This is a genomic window from Nonomuraea sp. NPDC001699 (assembly GCF_053596455.1).
On the sequence record NZ_JBSFGF010000011.1, the window covers coordinates 102,091 to 125,219 of the forward strand.

Genomic DNA, 23,129 nt, shown 5'->3' on the forward strand with positions numbered 1-23,129 from the left:
GGCTGTCAATAAAGTTAGGAAGCTTTCTTAACCCTGTTGGGCGGGGTTCACCCGGCCGCCGCGCGGCACGCCGAGGCCGCCGCCCGGAGACCGGGCGGCGGGTCCGCGCCGCCGGTCAGCCCGGGGTCACCGGGACGTTCGTCAGGCCCCGGGTCGCGCCCGTGACGGTGTTGGAGGAGTGCACGACGTTCGGGTCGGTCACGCACTTCGAGGTCGAGGTGATCTTGATGGCGTACGCGCCGACGCCGCCGAGGTCGGAGCGGTTGCCGCGCCAGACGTTCCCGCACCCGTTGAGGAAGGACGGCGTCGTGGCCGGATTGTGCGTCTCGTAGCCGTTGGCGAAGGTGCCGGGTGGGGCGAACGTGCCCGTGTTGTTCTCGATCGTGTAGCGGGAGCCCTTGACGTCCACCCAGGAGTCGGCGGAGTTCTGGCCGCTGACGCCGGTGCCGTCGAAGGTGTTGCCGCTGATCAGGCCGCCGCTCGTGCCCTCCTTGACGTCGACGTGCTCGGCGGCGACGTACGGGCCGATCGTGTTGCCGGTGACCTGGACGCGGTCCGACCGGTCCACGCCGCCGGTGTTGCCGTGGCAGCCCCAGTTCGAGCCGGCCGAGCCGAGGTAGACACCCTCGCCGTGGCCGGGCTGGACGAGGCCCGTGTAGGCGACGCGGGAGTTCCTCAGGACGCCGTCGGAGGAACTGCGCCGGAAGTGCACGCCCTCGTCCTCGACGTGGTGGACGTACACGCCGTCGATCACCACGTGGGCGGAGGCGTCCAGGACGATGCCCTTCTTGGAGTCCTTGAGGGTGAACCCGGTGAGCCGCCAGTAGGGAGCCGCGTACAGCCAGAGCCCGTAACCGGAGTCCCAGCCGCCGCCGGGCGCGGGACAGGACGGCGCGACGCCCGAGGGACCGTCGTTGACCAGGACGGCGTTCGCCGGGCCGGTCAGCGTGATGGGCGCGGCGGCCGTACCGGGGCGCTGGGCGACGAAGACGCCGTGGTACTCGCCGGGCGCGAGCCTGATGGTCTGCCCGGGAGCCGCCCCGGCCAGCGCGCTCACGAGCTGAGCCGCCGTGGACACGTCGACCACCTCACCCGCAGCGGCGCCGGGCGGAGAGGTGAGCAGGAAGGGCAGCAGGCCGGCCAGCAGGGTCCGTCTCATGGGGGTTCCTCCCTTCGGTGGGCCGTGCCCGCGAACGCCGTCCGCGGGCACGGCCGAGGGTTCCGCCGCCGGTCAGGGCACCCAGTGGTTGCCGGTCACCGTGATCATGACCTGGAGCTGGATGCTGGCCGAGTAGTAGCTGCTCGCGTCGATCGGCGTGCCGAGCATCTTGTTCCACAGCGCGTCCAGCCACGCCTGGCTGCCGGAGTCCGTCATCGCCGCCACCGCGAACGGCGCGAAGAAGGCGGCCTCGCTGCCGCTGGAGATCTGCGTGCCGTTCAGCTTGTAGCCGATCGCGATCTTGCTCGGGTCGCCGCCGGTCTTGCCCTTGATCCAGGAGTTGAGCTTCCTGGCCGAGGCGAGCGACTTGGCGTCCCCGCTCGTCACGGCGTCGTCGCCGATGCGCCACGGGGTACGGCAGGCGTTCCACCAGTACTGGCCGTCGTTCGGGTCCTCCAGGACCTGGCCGGGGGCCGGCTTGGCGGTGGTGTTGGTGTTGACCACGAAGTCCGGCAGCAGGCCGGTGGCGGAGGCGTAGTTGGCCTGGAGCGTGGTGATCAGGTTCTGGTGGGCGGTCCTGATCGTGTCCCAGGCGCTGTTCCCGGTCGCCTTCCTGAAGGCCCTGAAGTGGTCGATCATCCAGTCCGAGGTACGGGTGATGTAGTAGTACTGGTCGCCCGAGCTGCTCCAGTCGCCCAGCTTGAGCAGGTTCGTGGACGGGTTGATCTCGTCCTTCTTGATGGCGTTGATGTGCTTGACCGCCAGGTCGAGGTAGTTGTACGTGCCCGAGCTGCCCCACTGCCGGTGGGCCAGGAGCAGGCCGTAGGCGACGTCCATGTCGCCGTCGGTGGCGCCGTCGCTCCCGTCGACGCTCTTGCAGGCGGTGTCCTGCTCGGCGGCCAGCAGGTCGGGGTTGATGGACGACGGGTGGTCGATCATCCACTTGACCATGCCGTCGAAGATCTTCTTGGCGTCGGGGTCGGCCCCGGCCATGGTCGCGACGATCGCCATGCCGTACCCCTGGGCCTCGGCCACGTACGGGTGGTCGGCGTCGGGCGAGATCACCTCGTACCAGCCGTTCCCGCAGTTCTGCCGGACGAAGGCGGCCTTCCACCGCTTGTAGTAGTCGACCACCCGCGCGTCCAGCGTGGCCTGGTCGCCCGTGGGACGCAGCATGCCCGCGGCGTACGGGATGGTGTGGCTGCCGAAGGGCACCGCGGGACCGCTGCCGCCGGGCTGCGTGGTCGCCGTGACGCCGCCACTGGCCGCCGACTGGTTGCCCGCGGCGTCGCGCGCCTTGACGGTGTAGCCGTAGGCGGTGGCCGGGGTCAGGCCGGTGTCGGTGTACGTGGTGCCCGCCACGGTGGTCACCAGGGTCGAGCCCCGGTAGACGAGGTAGCCGGTGACGCCCACGTCGTCGGTGGCGGCGTCCCAGGCCAGGGACACGCTGGTGGAGGTGGTGCCGGTCGCGCGCAGGTTGCCCGGGACGGAGGGCGGGGTGGTGTCGGTGCCTCCGCCGCCGCCGCTGCCGTAGACCTCCAGCTCGTACAGCGAGTAGCCGTACGTCGTGCCGCGGGCGGTGCCGTACATGCGCACGTACCGGCCGCTGCCGCTGACCGTCAGGTCGTCGGTCGCGCCGTTGCCGGAGGTGGTGGAGTAGACGTCGGTCCAGGTGCCGCCGTCGGGAGAGGTCTGGATCTTGTACGACTTGCCGTACGCCGCCTCCCAGGTCAGCTTCACCCTGGAGACGGTGTACGTGTCGCCGAGGTCGACCCGGATCCATTCGGGGTCGTGGCCTTCGACGCTGGCCCAGCGGGTGGAGGCGTTGCCGTCCACCGCCTTGGCCGCCTCGAAGCCGCTGCCCTCGACCGAGGACGAGGTGACCGGCCTGCCACGGGACAGCAGCGTGTCGGCGCTGACGGAACCGGCCGCGGCCGTGGCCGGTGGCGCCAAGGGCGTCGCCGCCATCAGCGCCGCGACCAGGGCCGTGACGAGAAGCGACGACCGCCGGGGGCGCCGCTCAGGACGTCTGATCATGCGTTGATCCTTCGGATAGGGGGTGCCATGGGGCCATCCGCAGGTGGACCGTGATCGAAAGGCGGGCGTTAGGAAACTTTCCTAACCCTCACAGCGGACGCTAAACAAGAACACCCTCTTCCGCAACCCTTCCCCCCAAACCAACCGCCCCCGTTCACCTCCCCGCCACCCCACCCCCTCCCCAAACCACCCCAAACCCACCCGACAGCGGGCGCCCCCAACGGCGCCAGGAGATGGGACGTGACAGCGGGTCGCCCTCAGCGACGTCAGAAGGCAGGACATGACAGCGGGTCGCCCTCAGCGACGTCAGAAGGCGGGGTGTGACGGCGGGTCGATCTCGCCGGGCGGTGCCGCGACGTACCGGTCGCGGCGCCTGTGGGGGACGCGTTCGCGCCTGATGAGCGTCTGCCGTTCCCGCTCTCACGGCGGCGGCCATGGCGGCGATCGTCGTCACCGCCAGGCGCGCCACCCCCGAACCGGGCGGCCGCCCCGAGCCCCTGGCCCAGCACGGCCGCCCCTGACCCTGCCCTCGCCGAGCAGGGGGCACGTGCGCCCCGGCCAGGGGGCCGGTGCCGCCGGGAACGTCCCGGCGGCAGGTGGGATCAGAGGCGTTCGAGGAGCTTGCGGAGCTGGGCCACCTCGGCCTGCTGCGCGCTCTCGATGCCCTTGGCCAGCTCCTTGGCCCGCGGGTCGGCCCCGCTCGCCTGCTCGGTACGCGCCATCTCGATCGCGCCCTCATGGTGGGCGATCATCTGCTCCGCGAACAGCTTGTCGAAGGCGGTCCCCTTGGAGCCTTCGAGCTTCTTCATGTCCTCGGCGGACATGATCCCGGGCATGTCGTGCCCCATCCCGCCGGACGGGACGGGCTTGCCCCACTCGGCCAGCCAGCCCTTCATGGTCTGGATCTCCGGATCCTGGGCGGCCTTGATCTTGGCGGCGAGCTCCTTGATCTCCGGGTCCTTAGCCCGCTGCGGAGCCAGCTCGGCCATCTCGACCGCCTGCTGGTGATGCGGGATCATCATCTGGGCGAACATGACGTCCGCGTCGTTGAACGACGCCTGCGACGGCTGGGCACCAGCGGTGGTGGCGGCCGCGTCGGGCGTGGCCGTGGAGGCGGTGTCGGTGCCGCCGCACGCGGTGAGCAGGGCGAGCGCCCCTGCGGCGACGACGACGGCGATCTTACGGTTGCTGGACATGCTGTGATCTCTCGATTCGCTGGGACGGTCGGCAGGTTCTCGCGGATCGCCGTGGAGGGCGTCCGCGCCGGCCGCCGGCCTATATGCGCAGGATCGAGAGGTGGGCCAGCCGTAGGGACGTGGGCCGTGGCGGCGGCCTGGCGACCGGCCGGAGAGACGACCCAGCGCCGGCACCACCGAAGGCACGCCGCCGCGCGCCGACCCAGAAGGCCAGCAGCGCCACGACGAGCAGCGAGCTCAGCACGGCCAGGCAGACCCCGGCCGGATCGAGCCCCGGCATCTCGTGGCCCGATTGAAGCCCCGCGTGGCCGGACTGAAGCCCCGCATGGGCGGCGGGGGCCTCGTGGGCGATCGCCATGTCGTGCCGGGCGTTCACGTGCCCGAGAGTGTGCATCCCGCACACGCCGAGAGCGAGGACGACGAGCAGGAGGGCACGCGCACCCCGCCGCAGGATCCCCACCGGCCCTCCCCCGTAGCTCCGGCTCTGACGAACGAGCACGATACGGGAGCCGCCCACCTTGGGCAACCTGGACCCGGTACGGGTATATGAGACCTGAATCACGATGGTGACCCAGAGCCTTCCTCCTACATTCCCGGCTTGACCAGCGCGCCGCTCTCCCCGATTCTCGGCAGGCAGGCGGAGATCTCCCCTTCGTCGACGAGATCCCGTATCACCTCGACCATCCCGGCGACGCCCGGCTCCCGCACGAGAACCAGGTCGGGGGTGCAGCAGTACCGACCGCCCAGGCTCTCCCCGGACCGGGCGTGCCGGTCCATGACGCGCCCCGCCTCCTCCAGGGTGAGCATGAGAGCGCTGTATCGCTCGCCGGACGGCAACGTGACGATCGCGTCGCCCGCCTCCAGCCGCGAGGGGTCGGCCTCGCCGTCGAGCAGGATGTCCAGGGTGAAGCCGTCTTCGGCCCAGGTGAAGTAAGGGCTGTCGTCCAAGGGAGTCGCTCCGAGGGCGGCGGGGTCGTGGGACGCCTGAGTGTGTCAGAAGAACTGGGCGAGGCGGAACGGACGCACCACCAGCGGGACCTCCGAACGGCTGAGGACCTTGACCTTCCTGAAGCCGGTCCGCCAGTCCGCCGTCACCTTGACGCACTTCAGCCGCACCTCGTGCTCCCCCGGCGGCGCGAACCGCGAGATGACGACGCCCTTCTTGCCGAACCCCATCCCGCCCAGCCCGATGCCCACCTCGCGGAACATCCGCCACGACCCCTTGACGGGGAACGCGGTGGACCCGACGACGGCGTGGTTGGCCTGGGTGGGGCAGTGGATGAGCAGCCGGATGGCGTCGTTCTGGTGCGGCGCCGCCGGCGAGACGCGGAAGGACGTGAGCTTCTTCCAGGACGTGTCCCCGTCCTGGCCGGAGGCCACCTCGGCGAGGACGGCGGGCCCCACGGGGACGCCCGCGAGGGCGACCGCCGCCAGCACAGTGATCGACAGCATCTTTCCCCTCACGCGTTGTGACCAGACGGTTCCATTCTGGCCACTTCGCCCCAGCGAAGGACGACGCCACGCCGGACCAGGCGACGACCTGATCCCGACCGCCTCCGCCGTCCCGGGGAACGCCGCCCATGAGCACGATGCCCGTGCTCGTGGGCGTCCAGCCGCGCGGATGAGGCCGCACGTCCCCCCGAGTCGAGAGGACGTGCGCGGTCAGGAACCCTGGTGCAGCCGGGCGATGCCGCGTTCGACGGCCTCGATGATCCGCGGACGCAGCTCGGCGGCGCTGACGATCGCGTCGACCGAGCCGACCTCGACCGCGCGCTGGATGTTGTGCACCCGGTCGAACTCCGCGGCGACCTCGCCGAGCTTCTCCGCCCGTACGGCCGGCTGAACCTCGGCCAGGCGGGCGTTGAGCGCGGCCCGTTCGGCGCCGCTGGCCGCCGCGACCTGCCGTTGCAGCTCGCTCACGCGTGGGTCGGTCGCGGTGCGGTTGTTCACCTCGCCGGAGAAGACCACCGCCGCCGCCGGGGCGCCGCCGAGCACCGAGGCGAACGAGCCCTCCAGCGCCAGCACGGTCATGTTCGGGTTGAGCGCCTTGGAGAACACCACGAACGCGCCGCCGTGGTAGCGGGAGATGACGCAGAACACGATCGGGCCCTCGAAGTTGACGATCGCCCGGCCGATCTCCGCGCCGTACTCCAGCTGGAGCTTGCGCATCGACTCGGGTGAGCCGTCGAAGCCGGACAGGTTCGCCAGCACCACCAGCGGCCGGTTGCCGGAGGCCGCGTTGATCGCCCGCGCGGTCTTCTTCGACGAGCGCGGGAACAACGTGCCGGCCGTGTACGCGTCCGGCCCGTCGGCGGGCGGGAAGCCGCGCCGCGGCACCGGCCGGGACTCGATGCCGATCAGGCAGACCGGCCGGCCGCCGATGTGCACGTCCTGGACGGCCGAGGTGTCGGCGTCGGCCATGCCCGCCCAGCGTTCCAGCACCGGGTGGTCCTGGTCGGACAGGGCGCGCATCACCGTGCGGATGTCGAAGGGCTTCTTGCGGTCGGGGTTGTGCTCGGCGGAGAAGATCTGGCCGACGGTGGTGAAGTCGCTGCCCGCCACGGTGTGCGGGTAGTCGCGGACGTCCCGGTCGGCCGGGTCGGCGGTGGGCGCCCGCCGGGGGCCGCTCTCGCCGGGCACGACGTAGGTGTGGTCGTAGTGGGCCATCAGCACGTCGCGGGCGGCCGGCAGGTTGGGCGCCCAGTACTGGGCCTGGCCGTTGGGGCCCATCACGCGGTCGTAGCCGCCGATGCCGAAGTTGTCCTCGGCCGACACGCCGCCGGAGAAGTCGAGCGACTGCTTGCCGGTGAGCACCATCGCCGAGTCGGGGGTCATGACCAGGATGCCCTTGGTGTGCATGAGCATCGTCGCCTCGGCGTTCCAGTACGGCTGCGCCCCCACGGTGATGCCCGCGACCACGATGTTGATCTCGCCGCCGGCCTGGGTGAAGGTGACGATGCGCTTGAGCGCCGCCGCCACCCAGTCCATGTTCTCGGTGCCCGAGGTCATCGAGATCCGGGCGCCGGCCGACAGCGCGAACCACTCCAGGGGCACGCGCATGCGCTCGGCCAGGTCGAGCGCCGCGATCACCCGCGAGCACTCCGGCTCCGACAGCGCGCCCAGCGCCTTGGTCGGGTCGCCGAGCAGCACCACCCGGGTGACGCCTTCGGGATGGCGGGCGGTCGGCGTGGTGACCACGCCGGCCACGATCGCCGCGGAGTTGTTGCCCTTGGGCCGCTCGACCGGGACGAGCACGCCGTCGGCGTCGAGGTCGTGCTCGACGAAGCCGCCCTGCGGGCCGGTGAGCAGGCCGGTCAGCTCGTAGGGGTAGGCGTTGCCGCGCCGGGCGGCGCGCAGCACCTTCTGGCGGTAGTCGTCGAGTGGCTGGACCGGCTCGTCCGACGGCTTGCCGACCTGGAGGCTGGCGCCGTGGCCGGGGTCGAGGGTGATGCGCACGGCGACCTCGCTCAGCTCGCCCGAGGGGGTGCGCTGGCGGGCCACGAACTGGACCTCCTCCAGCCCGGCGCCCGCCGTGGTCGGCAGGATGCGCTGGACCAGCATGTTGAGCTCGTCGGTGGTCAGCTCGGTCGAGGGCCAGACGTACATCATGATGCGGTTGGTGTCGAACCGCTTGTTCTGGGGGCGCTGGGCCTGGATGTTGCGGATCGCGTCGAGGCCGGCGTTGAGGGCGTCCTCGACGGCGGGCAGCGCGACCAGGCGGCCGTCGGCCTCGCGCAGCGGCGTCAGGTCGCGGACCTGGCCCATGGCGATGAGCCGCTCGTCGGCCGGGTTGCTCTTGGCGACGGCCTTGAACAGGTAGAGCTCCTCGTCGACCGAGGGCAGCCGGGTGAGGTCGAACTCCTGGAGCCGGTGCAGTTGCAGGCGCTGGGCGATCTGCGGGTGCAGGCCGCGGATCAGGCGGTCCTCGGCGAAGCCGGCGCCGTCGGGGCGGAAGGTGAAGTGGTGGTGCATCACCGCGCCGCTGGTGCCCACGACGGTGGTGGTGATCCGCCGGATGCCCGCGGGCTGCGGGCGCTCGGCCAGGACCCGCCCGAGCCGTACGGCCATCTCCTCGGCGTCGGGCTGGTCGTCCCAGGTGAGGTAGAGGTCGGCGACGAGCCCGCGCCCGCCGACCCCGTCGGCCAGCGCGCCGACGGCGTCGATGACGTCGGGCAGGGCGGCGATGTCGGCGGCGGTGGTGACCAGGCGGGTCACGCCGCGCGGGCCGGTGTGCTCGGCGGTGACGAACCGGCAGCCCGCGCTGTCGCTGGTGGCGACCTGCGACAACCCGCGGTTGCCGTAGTAGCGGCGGGTCAGGACCTCCAGCAGGGGGGCGAGGTCGCGTTCGGGCCGGCCGATGCGCTGGCCGAGCAGCCGCACGAGCGGCTCGGAGCTGGCCACCATGGCCTGGATGCGCTCGGCGCGGTCGGGCGCGTCGGGGTCGCGGTCGAGGTGCCGCAGCTCGTCGCGGACGGCGGCGTAGACCTTGGCGCGGTTGCGGCGCAGCAGCGGCTGGGCGAACCAGCGGAACACCACGCCGCGGGCCAGGTCGGCGACCACCGGGAAGCGCACCTGCGTGGCCTCGACCAGGTGTTCCAGGGCGAGCCCGGCCCGCTCGCCGAGCGGCTCGCGCGGGGGCGAGCCGGCCAGCCAGGCGCGCAGCAGCTCCGACATGACGGTGACGCCGGTGGTCATCTGCTGCTGGGCCAGGAAGATCCGGAAGACCGCGGCCTCCAGCTCCGGCGTACGGTCGAGCTCCTCGACGCCGTAGTGCCTGAGCATGCGGCGCAGCTTGGCCTGGAACGCCTCGGGCAGGCCGGCCCGTTCGACGTCGAGGCTCTGCAGGTAGCTGTGGAAGTACTCGCGCGGGCTGTGCACCGGGCTGCCCGGCTCGACGTCGAGCTCGCCGCCCGGCTTGTTGCGGCTCAGCTCCGACAGGTCGGCGAAGACGGTGAGCAGGTCGAGCTCGCCCTCGACGACGCGGTCGTCGAGCTCGGCCCGCGCGGCCAGGTAGTGCGACACCATGCGGCGGCGGTCGTGGGGGGCGGCGTCGAAGCCGAGCAGCAGATCGCGCAGGTCCTGCACGCCGCGCTCGGCCTGCTCGGCGGCCGACGCCCGCGGCGGGGCGGCGGGCAGGTCGATCTCGGGGGCGGTCGTCGCGGCGGCGGCCGGTTCGTCCTCGGCGCCCGCGAGGGGTTCCAGGCGCATCAGCGGCGCGCCCGCCTCGACCTGGCTGCCGACCGAGACGGCGCACTCGCGGACGCGGGCGCGGAACGGCGCGCGCAGCACCGTCTCCATCTTCATGCTCTCCAGCACCAGGATGGGCGCGCCCGCCTCGACCTCGTCGCCGGCCGACAGGGGCGTCGCCACGACCAGCGCGGGCGCGGGCGAGCGGACGACGCCGCCCTCGTCGCGGCTGATGCGGTGGGTGACGCCGTCGACCTCGACCAGGTGGATCGGGCCGTGGGTGGCCGACATCAGGCGGAAGCGGCGGCCGTTGACCGTGATGCGGCCGCTGTGCTCGTCGAAGCGGTCGATCTCGACGTCGAGCGGGTGGGAGCGGTCGCCGTCGGAGATGCCGACGCGGAAGCGCCGCTGCCCGGCCCTGGCCACCGTGAGCCGGTAGCCGGCGCCGCGGAGCTTGAGGGTCAGCGGGCGGCCGGTCTCGTGCTGCACCTGCGGGCGCCCGCCGTGGGCGGTGGCCAGCAGCCGGTTGCGGCTGACCTCCTCCTCGTCCTGGTAGGCCTCGATCGCGGCGGCGGCCAGGGCGACCGCGGAGTGGCGGTGACTGACCAGGCGGCCCTCGGCGCGTACGCGGTCGATCCAGCCGGTGTCGGCGACGGCGTCGACGACCTCGGGCTGGTCGAGCAGGTCGAGCACGAAGCTCTTGTTGGTGGCGCCGCCCTCGATGATCACCGTGGTGGCTGACATCGCGCGGCGCAGGCGGGCCAGGGCCTGCTCGCGGTCGCGGCCGTAGGCGATGATCTTGGCGATCATCGAGTCGAAGTCGGCCGGGATGGTGTCGCCCTCGCTGACGCCGGTGTCGACGCGGATGCCGGGCCCGGCGGGCAGCACCAGGCGGGCGATGCGGCCCGGCGCGGGGGCGAAGTCGCGGTCGGGGTCCTCGGCGTTGAGCCGGGCCTCCACGGCGTGGCCGCTCTCGCGCGGCTGGGGGCCTTCCAGGCGGCCGCCGGCGGCGACGTGCAGCTGCAGCCGGACCAGGTCGGTGCCGGTGGTCAGCTCGGTGATCGGGTGCTCGACCTGGAGCCGGGTGTTGACCTCCAGGAAGGCGAACAGCTTGTCGCCGGGGTGGTAGAGGAACTCGACGGTGCACGCGCCGCGGTAGCCGACGGCCACGGCGAGCCGCGCGGCCGACGCCTTCAGCTCGGCGGTCTGGTCGTCGCTCAGGACCGGGGAGGCGGACTCCTCGATGATCTTCTGGTTGCGCCGCTGCACCGAGCAGTCGCGCACGCCCAGCGCCCACGCCGTGCCCTGGCCGTCGGCGATGACCTGCACCTCGACGTGGCGGGCGCCGGTGACCAGGCGCTCCAGGAAGACCACGCCCGAGCCGAACGCGCGCTCGGCCTCCTGGCTGGTGCGCTCGTAGGCGTCGGCCAGCTCGTCGGCCGAGGCGACCATGCGGATGCCCCGCCCGCCGCCGCCCGCGGTCGCCTTGAGCATCAGGGGGTAGCCGATCGCGTCGCCGGCGCGCAGGGCGTCCTCGAGCGTGGCCACCTCGCCGCGGCTCCACGGCGCGACGGGGACGCCGACCTCCTCGGCGATGAGCTTGGCGCCGATCTTGTCACCGAGCCGGCGCATCGCCTCCGCGCTCGGCCCGACGAAGGTGACGCCGATCTTCTCGCACAGCTCGGCGAAGGCCGGGTCCTCGGCGACGAACCCCCACCCGACCCACGCGGCGTCGGCCCCGGTCTCGACCAGCGCCCGCTCCAGCACGGCGTGGTCGAGGTACGGGCGCGCCGAGGCGGGCCCCAGCGAGTGGGCGACGTCCGCCTCGCGGACGAAGGTCGCGTCGCGGTCGGCGTCGGTGTAGAGCGCGATCGTCTCGATCCGCTTGCCGGTCTCCGCCGAAAGATCCCGGACGGCGTGGATGAGCCGCATCGCGGCCTCTCCGCGGTTGACGATGGCGACACGATTGAACACCGGTTGAGCCTCCCACGTACCCCGTACAAGTAGGCGAGTCCGGGGTGGTCCCCCGGAGCCTCGCCCGTCACTGTCTCTACCGTGCTCGATCACCGCCGCGTGTACCAATGTCCGCATAGTGCACGCCGGGGCTCCTGCTTTGTGCGGTTTCCACAAAAAGTGACCCCGCCACAGGGTTCGAGCGCCGGTTCCCGTGGCACCCTGCCACAAGCCGCCACGGTACTGACGACTGTACCGGCGACCTGCCCCGCGCCCGCGCAGCGCTCGCCCTCGCGGCCGCCCTCCTGGGACGGAACGTCCGTGAATGTGGCAGAGTGCGGTGAACCTCAAGATCGAAAGGTGCGTGCCTTGGCAGTTCCCCTCGCCGGCCCCTTCGCCGCCTTGACCCTGGCCTCACTCCTCACCTCTCCGTCCGCCGCGCTGCCCGCCTGCCCGCAGATCTTCGGGCACGGCGGCTACCCGACCGGCGCCAACGCCTGGGAGCGGGACCAGGTGCGCCAGCCCAACAACCCCACCGCCGTACGGCGCTACAAGGGCTGGGGCGCCTCCGGCGTCGAGGCCGACCTCCAGCTCACCAAGGACGGCACCAAGGCCGTCATGTGGCACAACACCTCGACGTGGGGCCTGTCGGGCACCAAGAAGAACATCACCGAGATCTGGTGGGCGGCGGGCGACACCGCGCTCAAGGGCCGGACGATCGTGCGCGGCCTGTTCAAGGGCGAGACCGTCTACACCTTCCGCGAGTGGCTGGCCGCGATGCGCTCGTCCGGCATGGTCGGGCTGGTCGAGATCAAGCCCGAGGCCCGCCAGTCGCTGCTCAGCTCCAACGCCACGATCAAGGCGCAGGGCTGGAAGGAGGTGCTCGACCCGGTCAAGGAGAACTACCGGTCGCAGGAGATCATCCTGTACTCGCACGACAGCGCGATCGCCGCCGAGCTCAAGAGCCGCGTGACCGCCGCGGGGCTGAGCCAGGTGCTGACCGGCGGTCCGATCTGGCCGGAGGTGACCAAGTGGGAGGAGCCGCCCCCCTCCTGGACCCTGAACGAGAACGCGTGGAAGTCGGCGCTCGCGAGCGGGGCCAAGCGGGTGGCCACCGACTACACGCCGGAGTTCAGCGCGTGGCTGAAGGGCAAGTGCCAGTGACCGCGTCCTGAGGGACGCGCTCGGCCGGGCCCGCCGCCCGGCGCCGCGACCCGGGGAAGGCGGCCCGCCGGGTCCACGACCGGGCTCAGGGCGGCGGGGCGTCCGGGCCGGGGGCGGGCAGCGGGAGGCGCAGGACGAATCGGGGGCCGTCGGGGAAGTCCTCGATGTCCAGGTCGCCCTGGTGGGCGCGGGCGATGGCACGGGAGATGGCCAGGCCGAGGCCGCTGCCCTCGGGGTCGCGCCGGCGTCCCTCGGACAGGCGCACGAAGGGCTGGAAGACCCGCTCGCGGTCCTCGGGCACGACGCCGGCGCCGTCGTCGCGGACCGAGACCATCGCCTGGCCGTCGCGGCGCTCCACCCGGACCTCGACCACCGTACGGGCGTGCCGCTGGGCGTTGACCAGCAGGTTCGTCAGCACCTCCCCGAGCTGCACGCGGTTGCCGAGCACCTGGAGATCCTCGGCGACGTCCACCCGGATCAGCAGCCCGGCCCGCCGGGCGGCGACCTCCTCCCGGACCAGCTCGCTCAGCCGCACCGGCTCCCGGTCGCGCGGGGAGGCCGTGCGGACGCGGGCCAGCAGCAACATCTCCTCGATGATCGCCTGGAACCGGTCGGCGGTGGACAACGCGTCGCGCAGGGCGGCGCGGGGGTCGACGTCGGGGTAGGTCAGCGCCTCCTCCAGCCGGGCGCGCAGGCCGGTCAGCGGCGTGCGCAGCTCGTGGGAGACCATGGAGGAGAAGTTGCGCTGCTGCTCGACGGCCTCCTCCAGGCGCGCCAGCGTCCTGTTGGCGGTGCGGGCGAGCTGGGCGACGGCGTCGTCGCCGGGCGGCTCGGGCACCCGCATGCTGAGGTCGGTGACGGTGATCTCGGCCATCCTGGCCCGCATCCCCTCGACCGGCCGCAACGTACGCCCGATCAGGAACGCGGCGATCCAGGTGAGCAACGCGCTGACGGCCAGGCCGCCGGCGGTGATGATCAGCTCCAGGCGGTGGGTGGCCAGGAGGGGCGGCTCGGCCCGCGCGGCGTAGACGACGTGGGACGCCCCGCCCCACAGGAACTGCTCCTCCTGCGGCGAGGGCCTGGTGGCGGTGAACATCACGCACTCGCCGCGCGCGCAGGCCACGCCGTGCCGGATGCGGTTGCCGGAGGCGGGCCACAGCGTGCTGACGGGCGGCCTGCCGGAGGCGGCGCGGCTGGCCGCGACCACGTGGCCGTGGGCGTCCACGAGCTGGAGCAGGTCGACGGAGGACGTGGTGACCGGGGGCGGGAAGGCGGTGCCCATCGAGCCGATCCATTCGGTGGTGGCGCGCTGGGTGTCGGCGAAGACGTCCTGCCGGATGCGCTCGCGGATCAGCAGGTCGAGGGCGAGGCCGATCGCCGTGCAGACGATGAGCGACAGCACGGCGGTGGCCAGGATGAGACGCGCCTGGACCGAGAGCCGAAGCGGCCGCAGGGCCCCCACCCCCTCACCGGTCTCGCCGGGTCCTGCCGCCCAATGATCTCAACCCGGGTCTCATCGCACGTCCAAGGAGCGGCAATGACTCCGTGGCGGCACGGACGTCGAGAATTGATCCCACAAAGGCCAGAAATATAGGCGTATTACCGATTTACCGTCACTTATACCGACGGTCAGGCTATTCGGATAAATGCCCGCTTTGTTTCATGGCGGCGGTCACGACTCCTGCTGTACGATCGCCATTCGTGGCAGCGGGGGTTCCGGTGGTGCCGAATGCGTCGGGGGGCTCGTTCGATTCGGGCCCGCGCTTGTCCGTGCGCGCGCCGCGATTCTCGCATTGCCCGGCCAGGAAACGCGCCGGCAGTCAGGAGAGAGCATCGTGAAGATCGCACACGCCGCCGCCGCGCTGGCCCTCGTCGCGGCCTCGCGGCCTGCGGCGGCGCCGCGGCCCCCACCTCCACCAGCGGTTCAGGCGGTTCGGGCGGGCTGGAGAAGACCCAGCTCCTCGTCGGCGTGGTGCCGGTGCCGTCGGCGGCGCCGCTGTTCATCGCCGAGAAACGCGGCTTCTTCAAGGCCGAGGGCCTGACCGTCAAAACGGAGATCATCCAGGCCCCTCAGGCGGTCATGCCGAAAATACTCAACGGCAGCATGGACGCGTTCCTGACCTCCTATGTCTCGCTGCTGTCCATCAACGATTCCGGCGCGGCCAGGCTCAAGCTGTTCCAGCACAGCCAGGAGTCCGCGCCCGGCATCGCGGGCGTCGTCGTGCCCAAGGGGTCGCCGGTCAGGTCCGCCACCGACCTCAAGGGCCGCACGGTCGCGGTCAACGTGCTCAAGGCGCTGGGCCAGACGGTCACCAACGCCCACCTCCAGCAGGCCGGCCTCGCGCCCGGCGACGTCAAGTACGTGGCGATGCCGTTCAACGAGCAGCTCGGCGCGCTGGCCTCGGGCAAGGTCGACGCCGCCTGGCTGGTCGAGCCGTTCCTGACGGCGGCCAAGAAGGCGGGCGGCACCGAGGTGATCGACACCATGTCGGGCCCGACCGCGGGCATCCCGATCGACGGCTGGGGCGTGTCGCAGGACTGGCTGACCAGGAACCCCCGCACCGCCGCCGCCTTCCACCGCGCGCTGGCCAAGGCCCAGCGGATCGCCGCCGCCGACCGCTCGGCGATCGACGAGGTCATCCCGACGTACACGCAGATCGACGCGGCGAGCGCGGCCGCCATGAAGCTCGGCGTCTTCTCGATGGAGCCGCCTCAGGCGGGCTTCCAGAAGCTGGCCGACCTGCTCGTCGGCTACGGCTACCTGAAGAGCAGGCCGGTCGTCGCCCAGCAGATCGCGACCGGCCTGGGATGATCACGCGGGGCAGGCGGCTGCTGCTCGGGGTCGCGGGGGTGGCCGGGGTGCTCGTCCTGACCGAGGCCGCTGGGCGGGCGGGGCTGGTCGACCCGGGCGTGCTGCCGTACACCTCCGACGTCCTGGCCGCCGCGGCCGGGCTGGCGGCCGACAGCGGGTTCCACGCCCAGGTGCTGGCCACGCTGGGCGCGTGCGCGGCGGGCCTGCTGATCGCCATCGCGCTGGCGGTGCCGGCCGGGCTGCTGCTCGGCACGGTGCCGGTGGTGGAGCGCTCGGCGCGGCCGCTGGTGGAGTTCCTGCGGCCGATCCCGTCGGTGTCGCTGATCCCGCTGGCCATGTTCCTGTTCCCCGACAGCGCCGACGCCAAGACCTCGCTGATCGTCTACACCTGCTGCTGGCCGCTGCTCGTCAACACCATGTACGGCCTGGCCGACGTCGACCCGCAGGCCAAGGAGACGCTGCGCAGCTTCGGCTTCGGCCCGCTGGCGGTCGTGCTGCGGGTCTCGCTGCCGAGCGCCGCGCCGTTCGTCGCCACCGGCGTGCGGATCTCCGTCGGGGTCACCCTCATCGTCGCCGTCAGCGTGGAGCTCATCGCGGGCGGCGACGGCATCGGCACGTTCCTGCTCCAGGCCGGCACCGCCAACCACGTCGACCGGGTGCTGGCCGGCACGCTGTGGGCGGGCCTGCTCGGGCTGGCGGCCAACCTGCTGGTCACGTCGGCCGAGCGGCGCCTGTTCCGCTGGCACCACGCCCGCGCGGAGGTCGCGGCGTGACCCGGTCCGGGCCGGGCGGGCCTGCGGCGAACACCTGGCGGTGGGCGCGCCGCCACTGGCTGCTGCCCGTGGTGGCGGTGCTGTGGGAGCTGGTCGCCCGGCGGGCGGAGGCCGTCTACTTCCCGCCGCCCAGCACGATCCTGACCCGGCTGCGCGAGATGTGGTTCTCCGGCTCGCCGGGCCGGCTGTTCCTGACCGACGAGGCGGTCGCCGACCTGCTGCCCAGCCTGGGGCGGCTGGTGGCGGGGTGGGCGCTGGCGGCGGTGGCGGGGGTGGCGCTCGGCGTGGCCCTGGGCCGGCTGGCCTGGCTGGCGGCGCTGGCCGAGCCGCTGCTGCACCTCGGCCGTTCGGTGCCGCCCGCGGCGCTGCTGCCGGTGTTCCTGCTGCTGTTCAAGATCGGCACCCCGATGCAGCTCGCCTCGATCGTGTACGGGGTCGTGTGGCCCGTACTGATCAACTCGATGGACGGGGGCCGCCACGTCGACCGCGGCTACCTCGACACCGGCCAGGTCTTCCGCCTGTCGGCGGCCACCCGCCTGTTCCACGTCATCCTGCCCGCCGCCGCGCCGAAGATCCTGGCGGGCCTGCGGCTCAGCGTCTCGCTGGCGCTGATCATGATGGTGATCTCCGAGCTGTACGGCAGCAGCGAGGGCATCGGCCACCGCCTGCTGGAGGCGCAGAGCCAGTTCGACATCCCGGCCATGTGGGCCGGGATCGTGCTGCTGGGCGTGCTGGGCGTGGCGCTCAACTCGATCTTCCTGGCGGCCGAGCGGGGGCTGCTGCGCCGCTACGCCCGCGCCTGACGTTCACTCCCGGCCGTACAGCCGTTCGATGACCTCGCGCTGCCGGGCGGCGTAGAAGGCGCGGTCCGGGGCGTCGGTCAGCTCGCCGGGCCGTTCGACGTCGTGCGCGGCGTACGCCTGGGCCCACAGCCCCGTCTTGACCCGGCTGGGCAGGTTCGCCATGCCGGGCGCGCGGCGGGCGCGGCGCAGCGCGGCCAGGTCCAGCTCGGCGGCGGCGACCAGCGTCTCCCCCGGCCCGGCCTGGGCCAGCGCGCGGCCCTCGGGGCCGATCACCTCCGAGCCGCCGTTGACCGAGTCGCCCGGGATCGCGATGCCGGACAGCCCGGCGGTGTTGGCCGAGACGACGAAGGCCAGGTTCTCCGCGGCGCGGGCGCGCCGGGCGACGGCCTTGGGGGTGAGGGCCGGCGAGTACGCCTCGGAGGTCGGGTTGCAGAACACCTCCGCGCCACGCAGGGCCAGCGCCCTGGCCAGCTCGGGCACCAGGATCTCCTCCGAGGCGAGCGCCGCCAGGTTCCCGATCTCGGTACGCGCGACCGGCAGCACGCCGTCGAGGCCGTAGCAGTCGAGGTAGCGCTCCCACACGTCGTACGGCGTGGGCGTGAACATCGAGTGCAGCCGCCGGTAGCGCAGCACCGCCTCCCCCGCCGGGGAGAGGATCACGCACGCCTGGAAGTACAGGCCGGGGAAGTGCTCGTCGCGCTCGTAGGCGTTCACGCAGAGGAACACGTCGTTCGCGGCGGCGATCGCGCCCAGCGCCCGGTACTCGGGCCCGTCCACGTCGAGGGCGGCCTTCTCGCGCCACTCGGCCGGGCCTTGCCGGGCGGGGAAGCCGGTCAGGACGTACTCCGGCAGCACCACCAGCCGCAGGGCCGGGCCGAGCCACGCCTTGCTGCCGCCGACGCGCTCTGCGACGCGCTCGACGGCGCGGGCCAGGTCGGCGCGGCCGGTGAGGGCCCTGGCCTCGATCTGGAGCGCCAGGGCGGCGTAGGCGGTCATGTCAGGCCGTCCGGCGCTCGTCGATCAGGGTGCGCCGGACGCATTCGCCGTTCCTGATCCACTGCCAGGTGCGGCTGCGGGAGTCGCCGTCCGCGCTCAGCACGATCAGCTCGAACAGCCGCAGGTCGTCGCCTTCGGCCTTGAAGCGCCAGGTCAGGTAGATGGTGCTGTCGTCGAGCTCCCAGAACTGGCCGGTCAGCCGTTCGGTGTCGAAGCCGCACCGGCCGCCGCCCAGGTACGTGCCGGGGAACTCGTGCACCTCGGTGCGGCCGTCGTCCCAGCGGTAGCGGTTGGTCTGGTGGTAGCCGGCGTCGCCGACGATCGCGCAGGTCATCTCGACGTGGTGCCGGTCGATCACGGCGCCGTCCTTGTCGACGTGCACGTACTCGCCGGCCCACTCGCCCTCGTGGCGGGCCAGCAGCGGCATCTCGGCACGCAGTCCCATGCTCTATCCCTTCCTCGGGTGCCACCACGGATCGGCGGCCCCGGACCGGTTGACCAGGTACGCCCTGCGGCGCAGGAACCGGCCGATCGAGGCGGCGCCCATGCGCGAGCCGCCGAGCCCCGACAGGCCGAAGGAGTTCTTCTCACCCTCGTGGACGAGTGCGGTCAGCGCGGCGTCGTTGACGCTGACCGCGCCGGCGTTCAGCCGGGCCGCGACGGCCAGCGCCTCCCGCTCGGTGGCGGCGAACACGGCGGCCGACAGGCCGTACACGCTGTCGTTGGCCAGCGCCACCGCCTCCTCCGCCCCGGACACGGCCATGACCGGCAGCACCGGCCCGAACGTCTCCTCCGTCATGACGAGCATGTCGTGCCGCACCCCCGACAGCACGGTGGGACGGCACCACAGGCCGCCGCCGTGCCGCTCGATCGCGCCGCCCGTGTGGGTCAGGGCGCCCTTGGCGGCGGCGTCGGCCAGGTGAGCCGCGATCACGTCGGCCTGCGCGGGGTCGATGATCGGCCCGATGGGACCGCCCTCGCAGGTCAGCCGGGTCGCCGCGGCCCGGTCGGCCAGCAGGCCGAGGAAGGCGTCGTACGCGCCGCGCTCGACGTAGACGCGTTCGACGGACTGGCAGGACTGCCCGGCGTTGGCCGTGCCGCCCCACAACACGGCCTCGGCCGCCCGTTCCAGGTCGGCGCCCGCGAGGACGATCGCCGGGTCCTTGCCGCCCAGCTCCAGGTGGGCGGGGACGAACGCGCGCGCCGCGGCCTCGGCCACCCGGCGGCCCGTCGGCACGCTGCCGGTGAACACGACGGTGTCCACCAGGCCGACGAGCCGTTCGCCGGTCTCGGCCGCGCCCTCGACCAGCCGCAGCGGCAGCTCGTCGGGGATCAGCCGCGTCAGCGGCTCGATGAAGCGCGGCGTCACCTCGCTCGGTTTGACCAGCACCGCGCAACCGGCCGCCAGCGCGGGCACCGCGTCGATCAGGCCGAGCAGCAGCGGGAAGTTCCAGGGGCTGATCACCCCGGCCAGCTCGTACGGCACCGCGTCGCCGCCCACCGCGATCCCCGGCAGCCCGGCCGGTCGTTCGGGTGGGGGCGCGAGCAGGGCGGGGGCCTGGCGTGCCCATCGTTCGGCGAGGCCGGCCGTGAGCTGCCGTTCCAGCCTGGACTCGGCCTCCCGGCCGGTGTCGGCCACCAGCGCGGCCAGCAGTTCGTCGTCGGCCGCCAGCGCCCTGCCGAACGCGGCCAGCACCTCCATCCGTTCGGAGATGCGGCCGGGGGCCCGCCAGGCGGGGGCCGTCGCACGCAGCCCGGCCGCGATCTCCGCCAGCCGCTCGGGGCCGACGGGCGCGAGCGGCCGCTCGACCCGCCCGGTGAGCGGGTCCCTGACGACGTGCCCGGTCGAAGGCGTCACGAGGCCCATTCTGAACACGTTGACCGTCGTGGTGTCCAGCCGTACGCTACCCCGAATGATCTTCGATGCCGGGGAGCTGCTGCGGGTACACGCGGCGCTGCGCGCGGCCGGCTGCGCGGTGTGGATCGCCGGCGGCTGGGGCGTCGATGCCCTCGTCGGCCGGGCCACCCGCGACCACCACGACCTCGACCTGCTGCACCGGGCCGAGCAGGAGCCGCGCGTGATCGGGGCGCTGGAGGCGCTCGGCTACACCGAGCGGGACGGCGCGGTGCCCGGCCGTCCGGCCCGTTTCGTCATGGCCGACGACCTCGGCCGCGAGCTCGACCTGCATCCGCTCCGCTTCGCCGCGGACGGCTCGGCCGTGCAGGACCTCGACGACCGGGGCGGCGCGCTCTTCTACCCGGCGGCCGCCTTCACCTCGGGCACGGTCGCCGGGCGGCGCGTGCCGTGCCTGTCAGCGGCCCAGCAGCTCGCCTTCCACCAGGGGTACGAGCCGAGGGAACGCGACCTGCACGACCTGGCGCTTCTGCGGTCGCTGCCCGAGGCCACCGGCGGCTGAGCCGGTCAGCCGGGCCGGTCAGCCTTGGAGCAGCGCCGCGATCGTCGCCAGCAGCGCGATCGGCCCCATGACGGCCACCGTCACCACGGTCGCGCTGCGGCCGGGCAGAAGGCGGGCCAGCCACGCCGAGGCCCTGCGCCGCACCGGCGCCGCGCCGGGCAGCACGAACAGCCCCAGCGTGAACCCGCCGGCGGCCAGGGCCTCGGCGTGGCTGGTGCTCGATCCGGCCGCCTCCAGCAGGCCGGCCACGCCCAGGCCGCAGGCCAGCGACAGGAGCAGGTTGCCCATGGCCACGAGCGCGGCGCGGGACGCCGTCGGCCGCTCCTCGGTGAGGAAGTGGTCGGCGGCGCGCAGCGCCAGCGAGAGCGCCACCGCCAGCAGGCCGCCGACGATCGGCGTGACGACGGTCGAGGCCGACAGCGTCACCAGCGCCAGCACCCCGACGAACCCGCTGCTGGTCACGAACCGCCGCAGGTCGAAGGGCTCGGCGGGCGCCGGGGGCGCCGCGGGCTCGGCGGGACGCCGCGGGCGTTCCTCCGGCCGGCCAGCGTGGACCGTGGGGGCGGGGGGCGGCCGGTGCTCGTGGCCGCGCGGCGCGTACTCGACCGGCGGGAGCAGGGCGGAGACGACGTCCATGGTCAACGTGCTCGCGGCGGGCGGTTCGGCCCTGATCGGGCGGCTGACCGGGTCGAGCGCCCCGGCCTGCCGCAGCAGCTCCCGGGCGCCGGGCCGGGCCGCCGGGTCGACCCGCAGCGCGCCGGCCAGCCAGCCGCGCAGCCATTCGGGCGCCTGGTCGAGCCGGGCCCGTCCCTCCATGGTGTTGAAGCAGACGGCCTCGAACGACCCGGTGCCGAACGGCGGCAGCCCCGTGGCGGCGAAGAACACCGTCGAGGCCAGCGCGTGCACGTCGGCCGCCGGAGTGACCTGCGAGGCCCGGATGATCTCCGGGGCCAGGTAGCCGGGGGTGCCGACGAACATGCCGGACTGCGTCAGCCGGGCGGCGTCGACCAGGTGGGCGATGCCGAAGTCGATGACCAGCGGCTCGCCGCCGACCAGCATGACGTTGGCCGGTTTGAGGTCGCGGTGGATCACGCCCGCCGCGTGGATGTCGACCAGCGCCTGGCACAGCCCCTGCGCGAGCCTGACGACCGCGCGGGCCTCCAGCGGACCGTCGGTCAGGACGGTCTGCTCAAGCGTGCGGCCGTCGGCGAAGCGCGTCACGACGTAGGGCCGGTCCGCGTCGAACTCGGCGTCGACGACCTCGGCGACGAACCGGCTGCGCACCCGGCGCATGGTCTCCACCTCGCGCACCAGGCGGTCGCGCGCCTTGAGGTCGGAGGCGACGTGCGGATGCAGCACCTTGATCGCGACCTGGCGCCCCGCGCCGTCGAGACCGAGGTGGGCGACCCCCATGCCACCCTCGCCGATCTTCCTGATCACCCGGTAAGGGCCGAGATGCTCCTGCGTCTGAGCACTCATCCTCGACGTCATCCTCCGTGATTCCCCCGTGAGCCGTGCACCGGTGCGCGGCGAGGACATTCTCCCGCAGCGCACCTCCCCAAATGCACAGTAAGCGAAGATCTACCGAAGTGCGGCGAGATGGGATCAGAGCCAGCCGCGGGCGGCCGCCTCCGCGCCCGCCTGGAAACGGCTGGTCACGCCGAGGCTCTCCACCACGGCGGCGATCTTGCGGGTGGCCGTCCTGGCGCTGACGCCGAGGTGGCGGCCGATGGCCTCGTCCTTGAGCCCGGCGTTGAGCAGGCGCAGCACGAGCAGGTCCGACTCCGCCGGGCGTTCCTGCGCCGCCTGCGGCAGCCCGGCCAGCGGCCGGCCGCGCTCCCAGTAGACGTCGAACAGCTCGACCAGCGCGTCCAGCAGCCGCGAGGGGTGCAGCAGCGCGATGTTGTCGTAGACGCCGTCCACCAGCGGGAACAGGCCGATCCTGCGGTCGGCGATGCGCAGCTTGAACGGCAGATGGGCGACGAACCGGGAGCGCTCGCCCTCCTCGGCCAGCCGGATCAGCGTCTCCAGGCGGCCGGGCCGGTCCAGGGACTCGGCGCAGTAGACCACGCGGATGTCCACGCCGCGCGCCAGCAGCTGCCGGGTGCCGTCCAGCTCCGACTCGTTGGTGTCGTGGGAGTCGTCGGGGCGTCCCACGTACGGGGGACGGTCGAAGCCGAGCAGCTCCACGCCGACCGTGCGCTGGAGCTCGGTGATCACCCGCTTGACGGCCTCCTCCCCGGCCAGCACCTCCACGATCCCGGCGGGCCCGGAGCCCATCCGGCCGGAGTGGTAGAGCTGGGTGAAGTCCGACACGACCGTCCTGACCGCCGCGAGCCGTGCCTCGGTCTCCAGCCTGCGGCGGTCCAGCAGCCACTCGATCGCGGCCTCCGGGGGCACGGCGTCGTACCGGCCGGGTCCGGTGCGGCGCAGCAGCCCGGCGTCGGCCAGACGGGCCAGCGCGGGGCGCACCCGGGCGGCGCCGACCTCCAGCGTGGCCGCGGCCTCGGCCGTGCGCAGGCCGGGCCGGCGCAGCAGCAGCCGGTACAGCCGCTCGTCGAAGTCCGACAGGCCCACCGCGCCGAGCACCGACCCGTCCCCCAAGAAGCACCTTCCAAAATGTCGTTTTTGG

General features: G+C 72.9%; 18 protein-coding genes. 5 read left to right on the forward strand and 13 right to left on the reverse strand.

Going from position 1 to position 23,129, the window contains the following annotated elements:
- Positions 1-115 precede the first annotated feature (115 nt).
- The 7 genes from ACWCSU_RS30185 to ACWCSU_RS30215 form a co-directional block, all read right to left on the reverse strand.
- A complete protein-coding gene (locus ACWCSU_RS30185; RefSeq protein WP_449939531.1) occupies positions 116-1,159 on the reverse strand; it encodes a hypothetical protein in 1,044 nt (347 codons plus the stop codon).
- Positions 1,160-1,231: 72 nt separating this feature from the next.
- The gene (locus ACWCSU_RS30190; protein WP_449939533.1) at positions 1,232-3,196 is read right to left on the reverse strand and encodes a glycosyl hydrolase family 8; all 1,965 of its coding nucleotides are present in this window, start codon (positions 3,194-3,196) and stop codon (positions 1,232-1,234) included.
- A 602-nt stretch (positions 3,197-3,798) separates the two neighbouring features.
- Positions 3,799-4,392 (reverse strand): DUF305 domain-containing protein, encoded by a 594-nt coding sequence (locus ACWCSU_RS30195; RefSeq protein ID WP_357696960.1) that lies wholly within the window; start codon positions 4,390-4,392, stop codon positions 3,799-3,801.
- A 79-nt stretch (positions 4,393-4,471) separates the two neighbouring features.
- The gene (locus tag ACWCSU_RS30200; protein WP_364087734.1) at positions 4,472-4,852 is read right to left on the reverse strand and encodes a hypothetical protein; all 381 of its coding nucleotides are present in this window, start codon (positions 4,850-4,852) and stop codon (positions 4,472-4,474) included.
- Positions 4,853-4,977: 125 nt separating this feature from the next.
- On the reverse strand, positions 4,978-5,340 hold the full coding sequence (locus tag ACWCSU_RS30205) for a hypothetical protein (protein WP_449939535.1): 363 nt from the start codon (positions 5,338-5,340) through the stop codon (positions 4,978-4,980).
- A gap of 45 nt (positions 5,341-5,385) precedes the next feature.
- Positions 5,386-5,844, reverse strand: a complete 459-nt coding sequence (locus tag ACWCSU_RS30210; protein WP_364087738.1) for a hypothetical protein — start codon at positions 5,842-5,844, stop codon at positions 5,386-5,388.
- 210 nt (positions 5,845-6,054) lie between these two features.
- Entirely contained in the window at positions 6,055-11,553 is a 5,499-nt protein-coding gene (locus ACWCSU_RS30215; RefSeq protein WP_449939538.1) for an ATP-binding protein, read from the reverse strand.
- Positions 11,554-11,901: 348 nt separating this feature from the next.
- Here ACWCSU_RS30215 and ACWCSU_RS30220 point away from each other — a divergent pair, with 348 nt between their 5' ends.
- Positions 11,902-12,696, forward strand: a complete 795-nt coding sequence (locus tag ACWCSU_RS30220; RefSeq protein WP_357696951.1) for a glycerophosphodiester phosphodiesterase family protein — start codon at positions 11,902-11,904, stop codon at positions 12,694-12,696.
- An 85-nt stretch (positions 12,697-12,781) separates the two neighbouring features.
- On the opposite strand, the gene ACWCSU_RS30225 is transcribed toward ACWCSU_RS30220, so the two are convergent.
- Complete coding sequence (locus ACWCSU_RS30225) at positions 12,782-14,158, reverse strand: sensor histidine kinase (protein ID WP_449939539.1); 1,377 nt, start codon at positions 14,156-14,158, stop codon at positions 12,782-12,784.
- A gap of 267 nt (positions 14,159-14,425) precedes the next feature.
- Here ACWCSU_RS30225 and ACWCSU_RS30230 point away from each other — a divergent pair, with 267 nt between their 5' ends.
- The 3 genes from ACWCSU_RS30230 to ACWCSU_RS30240 are packed head-to-tail and all read left to right on the forward strand — an operon-like array spanning position 14,426 to position 17,084.
- Positions 14,426-15,508 carry an ABC transporter substrate-binding protein gene (locus ACWCSU_RS30230; protein WP_449939540.1) on the forward strand — a complete coding sequence of 361 codons (1,083 nt, stop codon included), beginning with the start codon at positions 14,426-14,428 and terminating at the stop codon, positions 15,506-15,508.
- The gene (locus ACWCSU_RS30235) at positions 15,505-16,281 is read left to right on the forward strand and encodes an ABC transporter permease (protein ID WP_449939541.1); all 777 of its coding nucleotides are present in this window, start codon (positions 15,505-15,507) and stop codon (positions 16,279-16,281) included. The genes ACWCSU_RS30230 and ACWCSU_RS30235 overlap by 4 nt, the downstream gene beginning before the upstream one ends.
- A complete protein-coding gene (locus ACWCSU_RS30240) occupies positions 16,278-17,084 on the forward strand; it encodes an ABC transporter permease (RefSeq protein WP_357696943.1) in 807 nt (268 codons plus the stop codon). The genes ACWCSU_RS30235 and ACWCSU_RS30240 overlap by 4 nt, the downstream gene beginning before the upstream one ends.
- Positions 17,085-17,087: 3 nt before the next feature.
- On the opposite strand, the gene ACWCSU_RS30245 is transcribed toward ACWCSU_RS30240, so the two are convergent.
- From ACWCSU_RS30245 to ACWCSU_RS30255, 3 genes are read right to left on the reverse strand one after another with little or no spacing between them, the layout of a single operon-like run.
- Positions 17,088-18,080 carry a nitrilase-related carbon-nitrogen hydrolase gene (locus tag ACWCSU_RS30245; protein WP_449939543.1) on the reverse strand — a complete coding sequence of 331 codons (993 nt, stop codon included), beginning with the start codon at positions 18,078-18,080 and terminating at the stop codon, positions 17,088-17,090.
- Position 18,081: 1 nt separating this feature from the next.
- Positions 18,082-18,525 carry a hypothetical protein gene (locus ACWCSU_RS30250; protein WP_357696939.1) on the reverse strand — a complete coding sequence of 148 codons (444 nt, stop codon included), beginning with the start codon at positions 18,523-18,525 and terminating at the stop codon, positions 18,082-18,084.
- A 3-nt stretch (positions 18,526-18,528) separates the two neighbouring features.
- Positions 18,529-19,938, reverse strand: a complete 1,410-nt coding sequence (locus ACWCSU_RS30255; RefSeq protein ID WP_449939545.1) for an aldehyde dehydrogenase family protein — start codon at positions 19,936-19,938, stop codon at positions 18,529-18,531.
- Between the two features lie 55 nt (positions 19,939-19,993).
- Between ACWCSU_RS30255 and ACWCSU_RS30260 the strand changes: the two genes are divergently transcribed.
- Positions 19,994-20,497 carry a nucleotidyltransferase domain-containing protein gene (locus tag ACWCSU_RS30260; RefSeq protein WP_449939546.1) on the forward strand — a complete coding sequence of 168 codons (504 nt, stop codon included), beginning with the start codon at positions 19,994-19,996 and terminating at the stop codon, positions 20,495-20,497.
- 18 nt (positions 20,498-20,515) lie between these two features.
- Here ACWCSU_RS30260 and ACWCSU_RS30265 read toward each other — a convergent pair whose 3' ends face one another.
- A complete protein-coding gene (locus ACWCSU_RS30265) occupies positions 20,516-21,976 on the reverse strand; it encodes a serine/threonine-protein kinase (RefSeq protein ID WP_449939547.1) in 1,461 nt (486 codons plus the stop codon).
- A gap of 126 nt (positions 21,977-22,102) precedes the next feature.
- Positions 22,103-23,101, reverse strand: a complete 999-nt coding sequence (locus ACWCSU_RS30270; RefSeq protein ID WP_449939550.1) for a helix-turn-helix domain-containing protein — start codon at positions 23,099-23,101, stop codon at positions 22,103-22,105.
- Positions 23,102-23,129: the final 28 nt, after the last annotated feature.